We start from the raw sequence: 20,005 nt of genomic DNA, 5'->3' as shown, positions 1-20,005 counted from the left end.
ATTAATTAATCTAACAGTGGCTACGCCTTAGCTATGATAGGCGCTTTAATCGTTACCGTAGCGCTCACTACCTCTTTGTCGTCAAGTAAATCCATGATCAACTCATCCGCACTATCACTTTTTACTTGCCAGTTGCCAGACGCCTGTGGTACGCCAGTGACCATCACCGAGATAGCTTTATTTTTTAGACGAATCATAGGCGGCTTGTGATCATAACCCGCATGTTCATTCCCTAAAATATCATCGGCAATCGTTGCCGCCTGCGCTCGTAGTGGGGCTACATAACGACACGCTACCCCGTTGATTGACATGCAGTCACCAATAGCATAGATATTTGCATTGTTGGTACGCAATGTCGGTGCATCGACCACGATGCCAGTACGACGATCAAACTCAACACCAGCGGCAGTAGGCAGTTTGTCATCGACAAGTAGACCAGCACTGGCAATCACATGATCGACGATCAGAGGCTCATAAGTTTTAGCTTCATCGTTTTCTCTCGCTAGTGGCTCATAGCTGACAAGCAGCTTACTATCATCAGTATCAGAATCGACACGAGTAACGTCAGTCACTTGATAGCCACCCAAAAACTCAATGCCTTGTGACTGGACTGCCTGAGCAATGCGCGCCGTTGCTTGCGGTGGTAGCATTTGCGATAGTGGCGCATCATTCAGATCAATTAACGTGACTTTATGACCCGCTTTTAACAAATCCTCTGCAATCTCGGTGCCGACCATACCTGCACCAATGATGGCAACATGTTGACTACCGGTCGCCAACTGTTCTTGCAACTGCCCGAAGCGCTCAATATGATTGACATGCCAGACTAAATCCTGCGGCAAGCTCTTTGGAAAGATAGGATGCGCGCCCATTGCAAGTACCAGCTTGTCGTAGCCAATAGCAGTCGTATCAGACTGAGCAGTAGAGGTAAGTTGTAATTTTTGATTCACAGCGTCTATATCTTTGACATGGGTATTGGCCAGTAACGTTACACCCGCGGCTTCTGCTGCTGCTTCGCCAGTAGCCCGAACTAAATCTGCTGCGCTTTTATTTTGGCTGATAGCCATCGTCAGCATAGGCTTATGATAGCGATCGCCGTTATCTGCAGTAACTAAGGTCACAGGAATATCTTTATCTTTACTGCGAATCGCATCAATGACATGCCAGCCTGCTAAGCCTGCACCAATAATGACGATACCTGATTGCGTATTAGAATTTTCTGCGCTCATATTGACTCCAATATAGATTATGAATTCTTTTAATTATCATAAATAATGACAGCTATTGTATCAGTAAACAGATAGTCACTCACAGCAACATGAATATTGAATTCATAAATTCATTCATAAAAAATGCCAAAAAAAAGCACCTATAATAGGCGCATTTTTTATGAGAAGAATAGAGTTAATGATTAATGATTAATGATTGAGAATTTTCGATAAGAACATCTGGGCGCGTTCACTTTTTGCCTCTTCAAAGAATTCATTTTTACTACAGTTTTCAACGATATGTCCCTCATCCATAAACACAACGCGATTGGCCACTTGACTGGCAAAGCCCATTTCATGGGTGACACACATCATGGTCATGCCTTCACGGGTTAGCTCCACCATCACATCGAGCACTTCCTGAATCATCTCAGGATCTAACGCTGAGGTTGGCTCATCGAACAGCATAGCCACCGGGTCCATCGCTAAAGCACGGGCAATCGCAACGCGCTGCTGCTGACCACCAGATAGCTCAGCCGGGTATTTTGCCGCTTGCACGGTCAGTCCCACTCGATCCAGATAGGCCATGGCCTTTTTCTTGGCTTCAGATTCCTTACGGCCTAACACTTTAACTTGGGCGACTGTCAAATTATCAATAATGGTGAGATGCGGAAACAGTTCAAAATGCTGGAACACCATACCGACTCGACTGCGTAGCTTGGGTAGATTGGTCTTTGCCGCACCGACAGAAATACCATTGACCATTATCTGGCCTTTTTGAAAAGACTCCAAACCGTTGACCGTTTTAATGAGTGTTGACTTACCACTGCCCGACGGTCCACATACTACCACCACATCACCTTTGTACACATGCGAGGTACATTCTTTTAGCACCTGAAAGTCACCATACCATTTGCTGACATCGTTCATCTCGATGACAATTTCATCACTAGCATGACCATTATTAGTGACTAGGCCGCCAAAGTCATTTAAGTACGTATCAGCATTACTCATTGCTGTCTCCTAGCTTTCGCATTCATTGATAATTACATTGAGCTCGAGAACCTGTTACTAAAACCTTAGACGTTTTTGTACTTGCTGTACGCCTATAGACGCGCTTAGACTGATAATAAAATATACGGCACCAGCCCCTAGGATATAGGGTGTCAATAGGCCCATCAACTCACCGCGTACATAAGCCGCACGGAAGAAGTCTGTTAAGCCGATAGCAAAGACTAAAGTTGTATCTTGGAATAAAATAATACATTGCTGCAAAATCAGCGGCAGCATCTTACGAAAAGCTTGCGGCAAAATGACCAAGCGCATGGATTGCCCGTAAGTCATCCCCAACGCTTTGGCAGCATCAACCTGCCCACTACCAATAGACTGAATACCGGCGCGCACTACCTCAGAGAAGTAAGCCGCCTCAAACATCATAAACGCCAACACACAAGAGGCAAAAGCAGCATCTAGTTGTAAGTATTTACCCGCTATCCAAAAGTAAATCATCGGTACGGCAAAGTAAAACCATAGCAGCACCAGTAGCAAGGGTACTGATCGGAAATAATTGACGTATAATTTGGCTGGTATCTCTAATGCTTTGATACCAGATAGGCGCATCAACGCCAGCACCGTTCCTAAACTAATACCACCAAGAATAGCTAAAAACAGCACCTTCATGGTGGTTAGCATACCGCCCATCAAGCCTGGATAGGCCGTGGTAAGTTCGGTCATCATATTCATTTCTGACCCCCTGCAATAAGCCCTGGTACGCGTAGTTTGCGCTCAATCAGCCCCATAATGGCAATTAGCGACAGATTAAACACCAAATAAATGATGGTCGCATAAGTATAAATCTCAATGCTATTTTGGGTATACTCGCTGATGGTTTTGGTTTGGCTAATCAGCTCCATCACCCCCACTAGAGAAGCTACCGATGCGTTTTTAAAGCAGTTGGTCAGCTCAGAGCTAAGTGGCGGTAGAATAATACGGAAGGCTTGCGGCAGCAGTACTTCTTTATAAGCTTGTGGAATACTAAAACCTAAGGCGTAAGCTGCATTGATTTGTCCTTCAGGTAGCGATTCAATGCCGGTACGCACCTGCTCGACGATACGCGCAGCGGTAAATAGACCTAAGCCTATACTCGCTGAAAGCATAGCTGAAGTATTTGGAGACAATTCCTTATACCACCAGTCTTGTACGGCAGGCGTCAACCAGCCAGGGGCGATATAAAACCAAAAGAATAGCTGAACGAGCAGAGGAATATTACGAAAAAATGTCACATAAGCGGTACCGATACCGCGGGCAAATTTGTTCGGTAAGGTGCGCATGATACCAAAAATGGTACCAATGACCATAGCGATTGCCCACGCGATACTACCGATCAATAGCAGCCAGCCAAGACCTGTAATCATCCAGTGAATATACAGCTCATTACCGATGCCGGTATGCTCGAACAGCACACCCCAGTTCCAGCTATAGTTCATTATTGTCTCTCCGAGCAGCGATTGATAGGCTCATACGTCAGGTCAATTTTAAACACTTGCCTAGACGCATGAGCGAGCTATATTGAGGGACAAAATACCGTTACTGAGCAACAGCTGCTTTAGGCTCGGCACTATCGTGTGGAGCAGCAAGGAGTGTTTTTAAGTTGTCTGACATCTCAAAGTTCATATTGACATTCTTAGGTGGAATTGGATTTAAGAACCACTTGTCATAAATGCTATTGATATCGCCTGAACTAAAGACATTAGCGAGCGCTTCGTCGACAACGGCCTTAAATTCAGGATCATTTTTACGCATCATACAGCCATAAATCTCAAACGATTGCGGTTCACCTACAATGACCCATTCATCAGGATTTTTCGCTTTGGCTTTTTCGCCAGCAAGCAAGACATCATCCATCATAAAGGCAGCAGCGCGACCTTTCTCTAACATCAAGAAGCCTTCACCATGATCTTTTGCCGAGATGATATCGATATCCATCTTGTTCTCGTCGTTGTATTGACGAATATAACGCTCTGAGGTGGTACCCGCTGTCGTAACTAGATTTTTACCTTTTAGGTCTTCAAAGTCATTGATACCGGAGTCTACTTTGGTCAATAGACGCGTACCAATCTCAAAAAATCCGTTCGAGAAAGCCACTTGTTTTTGGCGTTCTACGTTATTAGTAGTCGAACCACACTCAAAATCTACGGTACCGTTTTGTACTAAGGGGATACGGGTTTGCGAGGTAATCAGGTTATAACGAACGTTCAGATCTGGCATATTTAACTTTTGTTTAACGGCTTCAACCACTTTCATTTCTAAATCGTGCGCATAGCCCATAGGCTGATTGGGATCGTCAGCGATATAAGAAAACGGAATAGAGGAGTCACGATAACCGACAACAATGGTGCCGGAGTCTTTGATTTTTTGTAGCGTGCCATTAGCGTTGGCAGCTGCCTCGGTGGTCGCGCCATCTGCTGGCGTAGCATCAGCGGCCGTCTCACTGCTATTGTTACAGCCTGCGAGACCTAGTGCCATGAAAGCGGCGAAAGTTAAAGGTTTGGAGAGTGAGTAAGCCATGAAATACATCCTTTTATAACATCATTACGAAATTGAGAAAAGTCTAGGCGCGATTCGCATCACTGCCATATATTTTTCTGTTACCTTCAGTAATCATAATGCAACTTAATGTTACTGTACAACACTTTTATCGGCGTTAGTAATGTTTTTTACAAAGAGTAAATATTTAGTTTTTATTAATACGCTCTATATCCTTTATTATCAGTATTTAGTGAAGTTCTTTCATATTAATAGTTTACTTAATCCTTACTGGTTTAAGACCGCACTTCATTTGTTAACCTAAGACTCAACTAGCAGTTAAACCGGTGATTTATTAGACAATACTGCCCGCCTTATTATTGATAAACTGCAAATAATCCCCATAAAGCTAATAACTTCTTAACACTATAAATGACTTATGACTCAAGCAAATCAAAAAAACCAAACGCCAAATACTGATAATCATCAGCCGAACACCAACACTATTGATAACGATGTGCGTCAACGCTTTTTTATTCAAGGCTCACCCGTGCGGGGCGACGTCGTTCGTTTATCGCGCAGCTATGCGACTGCTATCGCTCAAAGACCTTATCCTGAAGCTATCAAACGCTTACTTGGTGAGATGCTCACTGCCGCAAGTTTATTAATTGGTACGGTCAAGATTGATGGTCGTCTGTCCATCCAATTGCAATCATCCGATAGCGATAGCCTACTCAATTGGGCAATGGCCGAATGCGACCATAACGGTATCATCCGCGGGCTTGCCAGCTGGAAAGCCGATAGCGATGAGCAAGTACAAGCGTGGGAAAATATGGCTAGCGCCAATGACGCCTTTGCTGAGCTTGGTGCTGCCGGTCAAGGCTTATTGTTTATTAATATACAACCCGAAGACGGCGATCCTTATCAAAGTATCGTCGAGCGTAGCCATGATAATTTAGCAGATTGCTTGGCACATTATCAAAAACAATCGGCACAAATTCCAACGTTGATTAACTTAGCCTCGGATGGTCTACAAGCGGGCGGCATATTGGTACAGTTATTACCGCGCCGTGACGATGAAGAACAAGAGCATGTCGATAACGATCTATGGCCACGTCTGTCTGTGCTAACGCGCACCATTAAATCTAAAGAGCTAACGTCCCTACCCGCCACTGAACTTTTATATCGCTTATATAATGAAGAAGAAGTGGTATTGCCTGAAGCAAAAGCGCTAGAATTTGGCTGTACCTGCTCAACTGAGAAATGTGAGACGGCAATAATGCAGATCGGTCAAGATGAGATGCTGGAAGTCTGTGAAGAGCAAGGCGGTCAATTTGAGATGGACTGCGGCTTTTGCGCTTCGGTGTATAAGTTTAATAAACAGGATATCACGGCGTTATTTGCTGAGTAGCTTCTGCTAATTAGTTCAATCAAGCCTTATAAGTTATCTAAAACCCTTGAGTGTAATGCTTGAGGGTTTTTTTGGAAAATTAAAATCCGGACTACAGACTCAGCCTACTATTACTCAAAAGCTAAACTTTATAACCCTCAAACCATCAAATTTAAATCATCAGGATAGGAATATACACGAGAGCTAAGCTCCTGACCTTCTTGATTCAATTCACTCTGCCCGTTATCTAATAACCATGCGACCACTTTCTTATGTACCCTTTCGTTGTACAGTAAGTTGTAATGACTTACCCCATAAAAAACAGCCTTATGTCCTTCCGGTACAGACAACGCCCGCTCACCAGTATGCTCCCCTAGCGCAGAGTCTATCGTGACCAGACCATCACCCAACAAGCTGGTTGCCTTAGAATCGTAATGAGTCTCGACCAATGTGGCCGCTATAAAGTAGGTACGAACATGCAAAGGCAGACGAGCAGGATGGTGAAAGTCTGCTGGGAGTACACCTCGACCCTCTAGAGACTTCCAGTCAGCATCACGAATACTGCCATAACGTAGATCAATAATACCCGCACTACGTAAATCGCCTAGTTTGGCTAATGAGCCCGCAAAAGGAAGTTTCGCGATCCTATCTTGCACAAAATTGCCAATACGTTCAAGACTGGCACCATGATGTGGTGAGCCTAGAGTGATGAGATTACCCACTCGCTTCACCCAGTCGAAGCCTTGTTCTTTACTATAAAACAGCGCGCTACGAGCGATCAAACCGCCCATGCTATGACCAACTAAATCAATCTGAGTGATGTCTGGATTATTATCTACTAGCTCCTGTAATACTTTAGAGAAGTTGCGACCGTTACTTGAAATGCGTCGTCCCGTATTATAATTGAGGTACAAAACGGTGGAAGTTGGCTGACTGCGGATAAGCTGTTCACCTAGATTGTTACTCTTGGATAACTGCCAGCTTAAATGACTCATACAAAGCCCATGACATAAAATAATAATGCGCCCTGATAGCGCATCACGTTGTAAATGACCATGCCTGTTATATAAGGAGCTATTGTGTAAAGAGCTATCATATAGAACCATCGAGACAGCCAATGGATTATGATGATTAATAAGGTGATCACCCATCACGCCATTTAAGATATTGACTAGCCGTCGCAAATTTATAGGTAGCGGTTGAACTTCTTTTGGATTGCGCATATTGTTATACATTTGCAGCCCTGATGCGAGATTATTGCCTACCAATAACATCACCTGGCGTACCGTGCTATAGATTCGTCCAGTGATACCGCGTTGCCATCTCGTTACATTGCCTTCATTGAACCGTCCTAATGGACGTAAAATAATCTCACGGTGGACGGCTTCTACAATATCGGTAACTTCAACCACACCCATAGTCGCAAGCTGAGCCAATCCTTCAAAGAAATCAACCAGAGAGATAGGCTCGCGATTGGTCATAGCGTCGCTGTCATCCACATTTAACCGAGTTAGTTCATCCACGTAAATATATTCAAGCTGAGCCAGCTGTTCATACACGTCACCCTGAAATTGCGGGCTAGCATCAGAGCTAGCATCAGAGCTAGCATCAGGGTCACGCCGAGTAGTGGCGAACAGGTCATGGATGGTATCGAACGACTTTGGACTAAGCATAATTTTGATGTGTTCAGCAATAAAGATAGTTTTATATACTATCTCGTAAATGGGATAAACAGAAGAGAAGGATTTAACTTATTAAAAACAAAAATCCCAAGCCGTAGCTTGGGATTTTTTATATTTATTTTTAATTTAACCAAAGAAAAACATATGGCCTTTTATTTATGCCGGTACAAATGACTCTGCCAGTATCACATCACCATCTTCCTTGGTAATCATGACCGTTGCTGAGCGCGGAGTACTGCCGCCAGCGACTGCACCCCAAGTATTACCGGGATGCTGAATATTAATAAACAGTGTTTTAAAGTCTGGGGTCATAGTAATGCCTGTGACCTCGCAGCCCTCAGGACCGACAAAAAAGCGTTTGATATTATCATTACTGGCGGACATACCGACTCGAGTCTGCTGCCTTGCCGAGGTTACTGTGGACGCGCCGTCACTCACATCACCCGGCAGTGCTGCCAGTAACATGCAGTTGGTGGTATCCGTGTATGCGCCATCGTCAGTCTGAATCCACAACACGCCGCGTGGATCGAAGTATAGCCCATCTGGCGATGACAAGTCATTGCTGTCATTCAATTCTGATAGGTTCTCTGCGGACAAATCACTCGGCGCGGCAAACAAATAAATATCCCACTCAAAACTTGTTGCGGCATGGTCGCCGTCTGTTTCTGCCCAGCGAATGATATGGCCATTGTCATTGCCGCTCGCTTTGCCATCAGCGTCATAGCTGCGTGGGTTGGGCGCTGAGACTGGCTGATCATCACGCACACCGCGATATTTATTATTGGTCAAGGTCACATAGACTTCGCCAGTCAGAGGACTGACCGACACCCATTCAGGGCGATCCATCTTGGTCGCACCTACCACGTCAGCCGCGGCGCGGGCAAAAACCAAGACCTCATCTTGTCCACTAAAGGGCAGCACGCTATTAGAGGCGTCCAATCCGTTTTGACCGTGAATCAAGGGCTTCCACTTACCGCTACCATCTTCATTGAAGATAGCGACGTATAGTGTGCCCTTATTCATATACTTGTCACCGGCTTTTAGGCCGCCACCGATATCACTATTTGACCACATGGCGTTGGAGACAAACTTATAGATATATTCGCCGCGTGAATCATCACCCATATAAAAGACCACTGGCTTACCTTGTTCAACGGGTGCAAAGGCGCAGTTTTCATGGGCAAAACGACCCAGTGCCGTACGCTTTTGTGGCATAGATTTTTGGTCAAAAGGGTCGATTTCGGTGATATAACCAAAGGTATTGAAGCCATTACGATAGTCATCAGCCGCCGTTGCACCAACTGCGGTCATGTCCCAGCGTGAGAATTCATCAGCAATCTTGGCGTCTGTGGCTGCAGGCGTGTGCCATAGATAGCCCCAGCTGGCATGATCCTCTGTTGCGCCATAACGATCACGACCGTAGTTCTCCGCGGCACTCAATTGGCTGGCATCTTGACCACGGGCAAAGACCCCGAGGAAATTCTCTTCTGTGGTCAGATACGTGCCCCAAGGCGACAGTCCTGCGCCGCAGTTATTATTAATACCACGGGTCTGAAAGCCTGTCGGGTCAAACTTGGTCTTAACCAAATCAGAACCAGCAACAGGGCCGGTCAATTGCGCGGTCGTGCTGCTAGTGATGCGGCGATTGTATTTTGAGTTGCGTACCATCTCATAGCCCATACCATCCGTACGGCGTTTCATCTCTACCACAGCAACCCCATGGCAGTTGACTTCACGGCGTACGTCGCTGGCGCGGCGGCAGTTTTGAAATATAGGCGCAGCATTCTTATCTTCTGTCACATCATAGCCAAAAGGACTTAGCTCGGCACTATTGACGTACTCATGATTCATGACCAGCAGGCCATTTTCTGAGGCTTTAGCATCATATGCTCTGCCCTTTTTACCAAAGAACCACATGCCATCATGGTTGTCACCCATGCGCCGTTCGAACGACTCAGCAGACTGCTCACGGTTGTCTTTCCACTCATCAATACCAGAAATCAGCGGTGTGCCCAGTGGTAATATCATCTCGGCTTTATAACCTGCAGCCACGCTCATCTCATCAGAAGTCGAGTGTGGGACGGCAGTGAACTTTAAGCTCTCAGGCCGTTTTAATTCACCCGTTGCTGGGATAGCCGCATTACTGTCATTATTAACGATAGAGCTACCATTGTCATCCTCAGTACGCCCCACTAATGGCAAAGCGCCAAAGAAGGCAGCGGCGGTCAATCCTGTACCGCCTTTTAAGATACTACGGCGATTCAGGCGGCGACTAATAATGGTCTGAAAGTCGATATTATTGGTAGGGTTGGAGTCTTCAACGACTTCATGGGCGAGGTTTTGTTTCTTATTGCTTAATGTCATTATCGGTCACCTTGCTGTTAGGCTGGATTATCATAAAGGGCGTTCTGGTATCTAGGCTTATGAAGCCCTTAAATCGTAAACATGCTTGAGTGTACTGAGCATTTATGACAGTACGTTGAAAAACAGATGACCGTTTGATGACAAGGCTTTATTGTGACAAATTGACAAGGCTTTTTTGTAGACATGAATTTTTTGCAATGAAGGCTTTGTTGTAGAGGTGGCTTATTAAACAAAAAAATCCCAAGCCGAAGCTTGGGATTTTTTGAAGCGGGCTCATTAACTCAGCGTGTTTACTGTACCTGTGCCTGCCATTCGTGCTCACCGAGTTTAAGCCTTAACCGATCACCAGCCTGCAGTACACCAACACCACTTGGCGTGCCGGTCATGATGACATCACCCGCTTGTAGACTGAAGGCATGGCTAATCTCAGCGAGTAACTCATACACTGGAAATAGCATCAAACCACTATCGCCATCTTGCTTAAGCTCATCATTAATAGTTAGCTGATATTGCACTTGGCTAAAGTCACCAAACGCCTGCGGATCAATCCAATTAGCCAATACACAAGCGCCATCAAAGCACTTGGCGCGTTCCCACGGTTGGCCTTTGTCCTTGAGCTGACTCTGCAAGTCGCGTAAGGTCAAATCTAACCCTAAAGTAACCCTGCCAATCGCTTGCTGTGCCTGTTCGATAGTGGCATTGCTCAAATCAGCTGATAGCTGAATGCAAAGCTCCGCTTCATAGTGAGTATCGCCATAGCGGGTTGGGTCTGGACGGACAATGTCATTACCTACGCTCACAATAGATGACGCTGGCTTCATAAATAATATTGGTGAGGTTGGTACGTCATTACCCAACTCACGAGCATGAGCGGCGTAATTGCGTCCAACGCATACTATTTTACCAATAGACTCACGTGCAGTGCGATTAGAATTTTTATCGCTTTCATTTTTATTGACGCTAGCAGCAAGGGGACTAACTAACGACATATGTGGCGATTGACTCATAGTAAGCTTTCACAGTGAAGGTTATTAGTTTTGATAATACATAGAACAGTATTTAGCAATAAGTAGCTAGGTAATGGTGTGCGTGACCACATCTGGCGGTACATAAGTCATATAACGGTTCATTCTTTTTTCAAACAGTCTAAAGCTGAATAGAATAACCCACGATAATAGCAAATAGACGATACCAGCCGCGAAGAACAACTCCATTAGGGTATAAGTCCGCGCACTGATCGTACGTGCCACACCAGTGATATCCATCAACGCGATGGTTGAGGCCAGTGCACTGCCTTTGAGCATAAAGATAACTTCATTACTATAAGCAGGAATCACAATGCCAAAAGCTCGCGGCAAGGTAATGCGTGTGAGCTTCTGCCACTTTGACATGCCAATAGCGTCGGCAGCCTCAAGTTCACCGACCGGAATGGTCTGAATAGCGCCGCGAATAATCTCAGCTAAATAAGCACTGGTGTTCATAGTGAAGGCAATGATGGCACACCAATAGGCCTGACTGAGTATCGGTTCCCATAAGAATGAGTTACGTACGGCTTCAAACTGCCCCAGTCCATAATAAATCAAAAATATCTGTACTAACAGCGGCGTACCACGGAAAAAGAAAATATAGAGAAAAGGTAGTGTTTGTACCACCCAGCTTTTAGACAAGCGCAGTTGCGCTAAAATTAAGCCCAGAAACAGTCCGATGATACCGGAGATGACCACCAACTGTACGGTCAATACTGCACCGCCTAATAAGTCTGGGATATGATCAAAGATAACCTGCCAATTCCAATCCATGAGTATCTCTCCTTTACCCTGTGGTCGATTGACGGGTTAGTTTTTTGGCATAGCGCGCTGCTGGGTTGGCACGCCATTCAAGCCATATCATAAAACCAGTGATCAACATCGTTAGCCCTAAATAAATAACAGCCGCTGCCATATAAAAGGTAAACGGCTGCTGGGTTGACTGCGCGGCGCGCGATGATTGATACATGATGTCTTTAAGACCAATGACTGAGACTAAGGCAGTATCTTTAAGCAGCACTAAGAACAAATTACCCAGACCCGGCAGCGCAATTTGCCACACTTGCGGTAACGTGATGCGATAAAAAGTCTGTAAGGGACGCATGCCAATCGCTTGCGCCGCTTCGCTTTGTCCTATCGGAATCTCTTGAATCGACATCCGAAAGATTTCGGTCGCATAGGCTCCGAAAGCAATAGACAATGCCATTACCCCGCCCCAAAATGCGCTAATTTCGACGTAGTCGTTGTAGCCGAACTTTTTGAGGATACTCATCAGCAGGATAGAGCCGCCATAATAAATGAACAGTACCAGTAACAGTTCAGGAATACCGCGCATCGTCGCCGTATATAAAGTCGCAATCTTACGCAGCAGCCAAATATTCGACAGCTTAGCAGTAGCACCGAGTAGCCCCAAGATCATACCTATAATTAGGCTAGTCACGGCAAGCTTGATGGTGACGGTTGCGCCGCTCAGTAATAGCGCGCCAAATCCTTGTAAATCAAACACAATGGTTCACTCAGTCTCTTTATATTAGCCAGTTAGCAAAATATCGGTTGCAAGAATCAGTATCCGTAGTCTTATGCCATTTATCATAGCGCTGCACGTTATTCTCATATAAGAAAGCCACGTGTAGACCACAGCCGATTAACTCGGTAAAAATAACCCGTGATTTTATCATAATCGGTGCGAACTATGTTACTGCCTATAAAAGCTGGGTCTAAATGAGTCTCTATTTATCAAATAACGACACAAAGCAGATAGGTTTGGCAACATTGGCCAGTCAAACGCTGATAAGAATAGTTTGTTTTTTATCAGAACAGCAAAAAGGACACCACCTCGCTGGTGACATCCTTTTTATTATTAATACGATTGTCTAACGACAGACAACTACTGCGTGGCAGCCTCTTTTACAGGGTCAGTGGTCACTACCGTGGTACTGGCTACTGGAACTGCAAAGTACTTTTGATTAATTTTATCATAAGTGCCATTGGCTTTTAGATTGGCCAACGACTGATTAATTTTGGCTTGCAGCGCATCACCAGGACGTACTGCTATTGCAAAATTATCGTTGATGTCAATCTCATCACCTTTGAGCACGTAATCACTACCTGATGGTGAACTGAGCCATTCTATAGCAGGAAGTTTATCAGATATCATGGCATCAACGCGACCTGATCCTAAGTCCAAAAAGGCATTACTCAAGGTGTCATATAACTTCATGTTCGCTTTTGGATACGCGCCTTCCAACCACTGTGAAGAAACCGTAGAGCGCTGGGCGGCGATAGAATGTGCGTTGATATCGCCGCTATTACTAGGATCAAAAGGGCTGTCTTTTTTGGCCAAAAATATTAAGCTGTTACTAAAGTATGGGTCAGTGAAGCTGACTTGTTGTGCCCGCTCAGGTGTCACTGACATGGCCGCCACGATGGCATCGTATTTACCGGCTTTGAGACCGGGAATGATACCGTCCCAATCTTGGGCGGTAATCTCACAAGTAACTTGCATGTCCGCACAGATGGCGTTGGCCATATCGACATCAAAGCCGCCAAGCGTGCCATCAGCATTGGTATAATTAAAGGGCGCATATGCCCCTTCTGTACCGATACGTAGCACATTATCCGTTGCTACAGCTGTAGTCGCGGCGTCTGTACTGGCAGCATCATTGGCACTTTCTTGACCATTGCTACAACCTGCTAATGTGAATACAGCAGCCATCGCTAGCAAGGGCGTTAATAAACGACGTCTCGTTATGACAGGAGTGATTGCTATGTTCGGGGCCAGATTTTTGCTCATGGTCATCTTTGACTTCCTTAATAAACTTAGTAAAAATGCCGCTTACCGGTATCAGCTAGCAGCCACTTAGTTAGCAGCTGCTTCTGCTTGCTCTTCTGCAGCAATGGTAGCATTAGCATCAACGTCGACGTTATCACCTTCGATGACCAGTACCTTTTCCACACCACCTGTTGCAACGGCTTTTTGCGCGGCAGCAGTTGAACTGGTACCAAAGTAGCTGCCAGTGATTTGATCATACGTGCCGTTGTCTTTTAGCTCAGCCAACGCTTTATTAAATTTGGCAACTAAAGGATCGCCTTTACGGAAAGCAATACCCATCGCGTCTTCGTCAGTACTGATCTCTTGACCTTTAACTTCATAGTCTTTGCCAGCTTCTGTTTTTAGCCAATCAATACCGGTTACTTTATCTGACATCATCGCGCGAACGCGACCTGAAGTTAGATCCAGATAGGCATTATCTTGGGTGTCATAAAGCTTGATATCGGCTTCTGCATGCTCATCCTGCAAGTATTGCGATGCTACGGTTGAACGCTGTGACGCCACTGGTTGACCTTTTAGACCTTCAACACTGATGTCATCACCTTTTTTACCAATCAAGATAATGCCAGTATGGAAATAGGGATCGGTGAACTCTACTACTTCTTTGCGTTCAGGAGTAATCGACATGCCAGCGATAATGGCATCAAACTTTTGCGCATTTAGACCTGGGATAAGACCATCCCAATCTTGCGAGATAAGTTCACAATCTGCTTTCATTTGCGCACATAGTGCATCAACCAGTTCAATCTCATAGCCGATAAGCTTGCCGTCAGCGTCTGTATAACTAAAAGGCTTATAGCTGGATTCGGTAGCGATTTTTACATTTATCGGGGTGTCGGTAGCCGTATCGGTCGCGGCGCTATCTTCTGGTGTTGAGCTGTTATTACAGCCCGCCAGCATAAGCATTGCTGCGCTGAGCGGTGCCAACCACAAGACTTTTTTTGTCATTGACGATGTCATTGAAATTGTCATATTTGTTATTCCTTAATATGTTAATCCGCAGTGTGTGGACCCGCAATTTAGTTACCAAAGTTTGCCTGTTCAAGACGCGTCAGCTCACCGTTACTACGGATTTCGCTGAGGGCTTTATTAAAGTCGTCTCTGAGTGGGTCACCTTTACGGACAGCAACGGCAATATTGTCATCATTGTCAATCTCTTCACCAACGATACCGAAGCCATCAGGATTGTCTGTTAACCATGATTTAGCAGAGACTTTTTCGGCCAATACCGCATCGCTACGACCAGATTTTAGGTCTAAATAGGCGTTGTCATAGTTGTCATATAACTGAACGGTATTGCCGTCTTTGCCTTCATAGTTGTCTTGTAAGTAGGCGCCGGGAGTCGTTGAACGTTGACCGCCAAGCGTTAAATTCTTGATGGCCATAGGATCAAAGCTGCCTTCAGTATCGGTCAGCCATACCATAGTATTGGCAAAGTAAGGTTCGGTAAAATCGACCTTTTCTTGGCGCTCAGGCGTGATAGACATCCCAGCGACAACCGCATCATATTTCTGAGCAAGTAACCCTGGAATAATACCGTCCCAATCTTGAGCGACGATCTCACACTTGGCTTGCATTTGCTCACACAGGGCATTAGCCACATCAATGTCATAGCCAGATAGACTGCCATCGGCATTGGTATAATTAAAAGGAGGGTAAGCGCCTTCGGTGGCGATACGAATGGTCTTGCCGGCCACATCTGCAACAGGAGCATCAGCGTTGGCATCGGTGGCTTCGTTAGCAGGTTGGCTACAAGCACTCAGTACCATCGCTGCTGACATGGTCATCGATGACCACAATAGGCGAGAATTCGACATTATGCGTTCCTTATGTTCTGATAGAGGTCTCTGATATTTTACTCTCTGACGTCCCTGCCAGATGATAAAATCAGCGAAAAAAATAAAATAGGGGCTGTTATTGACAGCCTATAATATTATCGATAATACCTGACTCAATTATCAAAAACAAACATTTTGCATATTGACTGTCATTATAGAGTAATAAAAGACCAACCTATCAATTTAATAAGGAGTGTTAAAAAGGAACATGAACTACCCACCACCTTAGAGGTAGGGGTTTCTTAGGTAATACCCATACTTGATACGATATTCTGTATCAGAGGTTAGACAAATTCACTAAGCTAACCCTGTCGCACCGACAGTTTTGAGCGTTACCAGTGTCAATCCTTGATTTAGGATGTTGATACTGGCATTGATATCTCTATCGTTATTTCGCAAGCAGCAAGGGCAAACCCATGATCTCAATGACAAGGGTAATTCATCCTTGCTAAGCAAATGACCACAGCCTGAGCAGGTTTTAGAGGATGGATACCATCGGTCTATTTTGACAAGCTCTTTACCATACCATTCTGCTTTATAGGCAAGCATGGTGGTAAAAGTAGACCATGAGCTGTCTAATATGGCTTTTGCAAGTTTACGGTTCTTAACCATGCCTTTTACGTTCAAATCCTCAATGGCAATAACATCGTGGTTTTTGATGATATTGAATGAGAGCTTGTGTAGGAAGTCTTTGCGGGTGTTGGTGATTTTCTCGTAAACCTTGGCAACTTTTAGGCGCTGCTTTTGGTAATTACGGCTTTCAGACAGCTTGCGCTGCTGAGTTTTAGCAACCAACCTGCGTTTGGCTAGTATCTTTTGTTCGCGCCCTAATTTATCTTGCAATCTCGATAAAAACTTAGGGTTAGCAACTTTACTCCCGTCCGATAGGACGATAAAGTCTGTTACTCCTAAATCAATGCCGATATTTGATTGAGTTTTAGGCATGTCATCAACCACTGTTTCAACCAATAAGCTGACGTAGTATTTACCCGATGGGCTTTTGCTGATGGTGGCACTTTTAATCAATCCATTGATAGAACGGTGTATCTTCGCCTTGATGTGACCAATTTTAGGCAACTTAACGGTGTTGTTTGTGACCGCTACTGTACCTTTTTGATTGTTGGTGGTGTAACTGTCTTTTAAGCCTTTTTTCTTGAATTTAGGAAAGCCTGAGCCTTGTTTGAAGAATTTATTATAAGTACTGCGTAGGTTTTGCTGGACATTAGCCAGAGCCAAACTATCCACCTCTTTTAGCCATTCAAACTCAGTCTTGTACTGAGCTGGGGTGTTTTTTAGTTCGGTTTTGGTTGCTTTGTAATACTCAATCTTATCATTAAGCATCCTATTCCAAATAAAGCGCGTACAACCAAATGACTTAGCAAAGAATATTTGCTGTTCATCGGTTGGGTACAGTCTGCACTTATAGGCTTTAAGGATTTGCTTGGTCATTATTTTCCCTGATCTATAATATATTGCTTAATTACGTCAAGAGGTGCGCCCCCTGTCGTAATCAAACAAAATGATTGTGACCAAAATTTATCTTCCCAAAGTTTTTCTTTGATTTGAGGAAATTCTTTTTTGAGTAAGCGACTGCTTGCTGATTTGTAGGTATTAATAAACTTACTGATCTCGCTCTTGGGATGGGCTTTGAATAAAATATGAACATGATCTTTATCGTGATTCCACTCAATGACCTCAAGTTTATAGTCAGGGGCGATACGCTCAAATATTGCTTTAGCTCTATCTGATACAGCGTCATCAAAAACCTCTCTGCGATACTTAGTAACCAGTATTAGGTGATATTTTAGCAAAAATACTGAGTGTGAATTATTATCTAAGAGCATTTGTTATCAACACCTTTAATATTTTAGACTGAATCCTATAACACTAACAATTTATTTGGATTTAGTCAATAACGCCTTCATCCTACTACCTAAGAGGTAGGGGATTTCTGCGCGAGGTTTGTTAAATGACATAGAGGATGAGGTTAAGACTGGCCTAACCGTTCGGCTTATGCTAACAATTCAAGTGTTAGCTTGGAGATGGGATTTCGCTTAGAGATGGGAGTTTACTTGACAACGGGTGTTAGTTTTGACGATGCGCTGCCATAAAGTCTTTAACACGCTCAGAGGTAGGATTATCAAAAATTTGTTCAGGCGTGCCCATTTCTTCAATAACACCTTGATGTAAAAACACCACTTGGCTTGACACTTCCCGAGCAAAGCGCATCTCATGAGTAACAATCAGCATGGTACGCCCTTCTTCTGCCAAATCACGCATGACCGCGAGCACTTCATTGACCAGCTCGGGATCAAGGGCGGAGGTAGGTTCATCGAACAATAATACTTGGGGCTGCATAGCAAGCGCCCTTGCAATCGCCACACGCTGACGCTGACCACCCGATAAGTTCGCCGGATAGGCGTCTCTCTTATCGAGCAGACCGACCTTATCAAGTAACTTTTCAGCATCACTAATAGCCTGATCTTTTTTGATTTTTAAGACTTGCGTTGGCCCTTCAATGATATTTTGCAAAATCGTTTTATGCGGCCATAAGTTAAAGTTTTGAAACACGAAGCCCACGCGCGCGCGCAAGCTTTCTAACTGCTTGATATCTGCAGCTTGCATCTCGCCAGACTTATTAGGCTTTAGTATAAGCTCTTCATTACCAATACTGATACTACCCTGTGTTGGCTTCTCTAACAGATTAACACAGCGTAGTAAGGTAGATTTACCAGAGCCCGAAGAGCCTAGGATAGAGATTACGTCACCATCGTATGCGGTGAGGGAAACCCCTTTTAGCACTGCCAGTGAGCCGAAGCTTTTATGAACGTTTTGGAGATCTAAAGCGATAGGTCGAGTCGGATTTTTTGCAATATCAAGCATGGCTTAGCAGACTTCCAATGAATATGAGTAAAAATGTAAATAATAGAGAGCAGTGCAAACAGTATGAAAATAACCGTTTGATAGGTCACTATCAAAGTGCTTATAAAGAAGCTTTTTATGGAGAAGCCATCTATAAATAAAATAACTACAAATAAGCCAGCTACAAACAACGATTGTAATGATATTTGCTCATTACCTACTCATTATTATCATACGATTCGTCATCCAAGCGCATCAGTTGCACATTGTCGCTTATAACAGAACAAAAAGGCAAATTCTCCATCTGTTTTTCTGCTTATTATTTGCATAAAAACAGCCCAGACTGCGTTTGCAACGCTGAGCCTTATTTTATCATCTTAGCGTAGTGAGCGTTGTTTTATCTGCTGAATTAATAAGTCGAGACATGCTCCTCTTGTTCGCTACCATCTAATACCTCAGAATCATCAATAGCGACGCCTTCATCAGCAGTGGCAATACCTATATCATCATTAACCATGGGCTCATTAGACATAGGCTCATTAGAAGTGTCTGCACTTGCCACCCCAGTTGCTTGTTGCTCAACCGTAGATTGTGCGTCGACACTAGGATCCTCTTCAGTAGTGGCCGCGCCTTTATCTGCGCAAGCACTGAGTGTTAATGCAGCAGCTGCTAACGACATATACAGCCATTTTCTAGATATTGATGGTTGGGTGATTGTCTTGGTCTCTCTATTGATAGTAGTCATCTCGACTCTCCATTTTCTGGTCAGCAGTAATAGCCTTGAAAGCTATACTTATAGGTAAGAACTGATAGGTAAGACGTTAATGAATAAAACATTAATGAAGAAAACGTAGTCAATGTAACGTTAATCAACATTTAACTATTTAGCATTTCACTATACTGACAATTAAACCCAGCTACCTTAGTAATTACAGCAGAGTTGTGTTAAAAATACGTAACTGTAAATCTGTCATGCTATAAAATTCATGTTATCGAATAACCACTAACTGTCGTTAAAAACGGCTACAAAGTAGCTAGAGCAGCATTAAGCACTGCTCTATAGACAGGTGCTGTTCACAAATTCGTCTTTACTATCACTCTAATCTCCTCTATGTTAAATAGTAGAACGCTATAAAAACGATAAAACCCCTATTTTTATTGATTATTAAGGATAATTAGCAGATTTTCAGCGCTTTTAATCCACTTTATCTTATTTAAACTATTTTTATAAAAATCAGATATAAACCTTTATAGCCAATTTACAGACATAAGGAAATT

The 20,005-nt window shown here is 44.0% G+C and carries 18 protein-coding genes; 1 reads left to right on the top strand and 17 read right to left on the bottom strand.

Annotation, left to right across the window (positions count from 1 at the left end; genetic code table 11):
- Positions 1-20 precede the first annotated feature (20 nt).
- From U1P77_RS13345 to U1P77_RS13325, 5 genes are all read right to left on the bottom strand, one after another.
- Positions 21-1,229 carry an FAD-dependent oxidoreductase gene (locus U1P77_RS13345; RefSeq protein ID WP_321155436.1) on the bottom strand — a complete coding sequence of 403 codons (1,209 nt, stop codon included), beginning with the start codon at positions 1,227-1,229 and terminating at the stop codon, positions 21-23.
- A 189-nt stretch (positions 1,230-1,418) separates the two neighbouring features.
- Entirely contained in the window at positions 1,419-2,138 is a 720-nt protein-coding gene (locus U1P77_RS13340; RefSeq protein ID WP_321156711.1) for an amino acid ABC transporter ATP-binding protein, read from the bottom strand.
- Between the two features lie 141 nt (positions 2,139-2,279).
- Positions 2,280-2,951 carry an ABC transporter permease subunit gene (locus U1P77_RS13335; protein ID WP_321155435.1) on the bottom strand — a complete coding sequence of 224 codons (672 nt, stop codon included), beginning with the start codon at positions 2,949-2,951 and terminating at the stop codon, positions 2,280-2,282.
- Entirely contained in the window at positions 2,948-3,694 is a 747-nt protein-coding gene (locus U1P77_RS13330) for an amino acid ABC transporter permease (RefSeq protein ID WP_201556788.1), read from the bottom strand. Before U1P77_RS13330 ends, U1P77_RS13335 begins: the two co-directional genes overlap by 4 nt.
- Before the next feature lie 100 nt (positions 3,695-3,794).
- Positions 3,795-4,775 (bottom strand): glutamate/aspartate ABC transporter substrate-binding protein, encoded by a 981-nt coding sequence (locus U1P77_RS13325; RefSeq protein ID WP_321155434.1) that lies wholly within the window; start codon positions 4,773-4,775, stop codon positions 3,795-3,797.
- A gap of 397 nt (positions 4,776-5,172) precedes the next feature.
- Here U1P77_RS13325 and U1P77_RS13320 point away from each other — a divergent pair, with 397 nt between their 5' ends.
- On the top strand, positions 5,173-6,144 hold the full coding sequence (locus U1P77_RS13320; protein ID WP_321155433.1) for an Hsp33 family molecular chaperone HslO: 972 nt from the start codon (positions 5,173-5,175) through the stop codon (positions 6,142-6,144).
- A 137-nt stretch (positions 6,145-6,281) separates the two neighbouring features.
- Here U1P77_RS13320 and U1P77_RS13315 read toward each other — a convergent pair whose 3' ends face one another.
- The 12 genes from U1P77_RS13315 to U1P77_RS13260 form a co-directional block, all read right to left on the bottom strand.
- Positions 6,282-7,796 (bottom strand): alpha/beta fold hydrolase, encoded by a 1,515-nt coding sequence (locus U1P77_RS13315; protein ID WP_321155432.1) that lies wholly within the window; start codon positions 7,794-7,796, stop codon positions 6,282-6,284.
- Positions 7,797-7,961: 165 nt separating this feature from the next.
- The gene (locus tag U1P77_RS13310) at positions 7,962-10,169 is read right to left on the bottom strand and encodes a PhoX family protein (protein WP_321155431.1); all 2,208 of its coding nucleotides are present in this window, start codon (positions 10,167-10,169) and stop codon (positions 7,962-7,964) included.
- Positions 10,170-10,459: 290 nt separating this feature from the next.
- Positions 10,460-11,176 (bottom strand): fumarylacetoacetate hydrolase family protein, encoded by a 717-nt coding sequence (locus tag U1P77_RS13305; RefSeq protein ID WP_321155430.1) that lies wholly within the window; start codon positions 11,174-11,176, stop codon positions 10,460-10,462.
- Between the two features lie 66 nt (positions 11,177-11,242).
- Positions 11,243-11,968 (bottom strand): ABC transporter permease, encoded by a 726-nt coding sequence (locus U1P77_RS13300; RefSeq protein ID WP_321155429.1) that lies wholly within the window; start codon positions 11,966-11,968, stop codon positions 11,243-11,245.
- Positions 11,969-11,981: 13 nt separating this feature from the next.
- Positions 11,982-12,701, bottom strand: coding sequence for an ABC transporter permease (locus U1P77_RS13295; protein WP_321155428.1), 720 nt, complete (start codon positions 12,699-12,701; stop codon positions 11,982-11,984).
- A gap of 381 nt (positions 12,702-13,082) precedes the next feature.
- Complete coding sequence (locus U1P77_RS13290; RefSeq protein WP_414479097.1) at positions 13,083-13,910, bottom strand: ABC transporter substrate-binding protein; 828 nt, start codon at positions 13,908-13,910, stop codon at positions 13,083-13,085.
- A gap of 144 nt (positions 13,911-14,054) precedes the next feature.
- Entirely contained in the window at positions 14,055-14,999 is a 945-nt protein-coding gene (locus U1P77_RS13285; RefSeq protein ID WP_321155427.1) for a transporter substrate-binding domain-containing protein, read from the bottom strand.
- A gap of 47 nt (positions 15,000-15,046) precedes the next feature.
- Entirely contained in the window at positions 15,047-15,844 is a 798-nt protein-coding gene (locus tag U1P77_RS13280) for a transporter substrate-binding domain-containing protein (protein WP_321155426.1), read from the bottom strand.
- 318 nt (positions 15,845-16,162) lie between these two features.
- Entirely contained in the window at positions 16,163-17,314 is a 1,152-nt protein-coding gene (tnpB, locus tag U1P77_RS13275; protein WP_321155425.1) for an IS200/IS605 family element RNA-guided endonuclease TnpB, read from the bottom strand.
- Positions 17,314-17,709, bottom strand: a complete 396-nt coding sequence (gene tnpA, locus U1P77_RS13270) for an IS200/IS605 family transposase (RefSeq protein ID WP_321155424.1) — start codon at positions 17,707-17,709, stop codon at positions 17,314-17,316. Before tnpA ends, tnpB begins: the two co-directional genes overlap by 1 nt.
- 241 nt (positions 17,710-17,950) lie before the next feature.
- Entirely contained in the window at positions 17,951-18,748 is a 798-nt protein-coding gene (locus U1P77_RS13265) for an ABC transporter ATP-binding protein (RefSeq protein ID WP_321155423.1), read from the bottom strand.
- 388 nt (positions 18,749-19,136) lie between these two features.
- Positions 19,137-19,472 (bottom strand): hypothetical protein, encoded by a 336-nt coding sequence (locus U1P77_RS13260; protein WP_321155422.1) that lies wholly within the window; start codon positions 19,470-19,472, stop codon positions 19,137-19,139.
- Positions 19,473-20,005 lie beyond the last annotated feature (533 nt).

The organism is Psychrobacter sp. LV10R520-6, from assembly GCF_900182925.1.
In the GTDB taxonomy this organism is placed as follows: Bacteria; Pseudomonadota; Gammaproteobacteria; order Pseudomonadales; family Moraxellaceae; genus Psychrobacter.
Note: the sequence above shows the minus strand (reverse complement) of the source record. Positions and strands in the feature narration are given on the sequence as shown.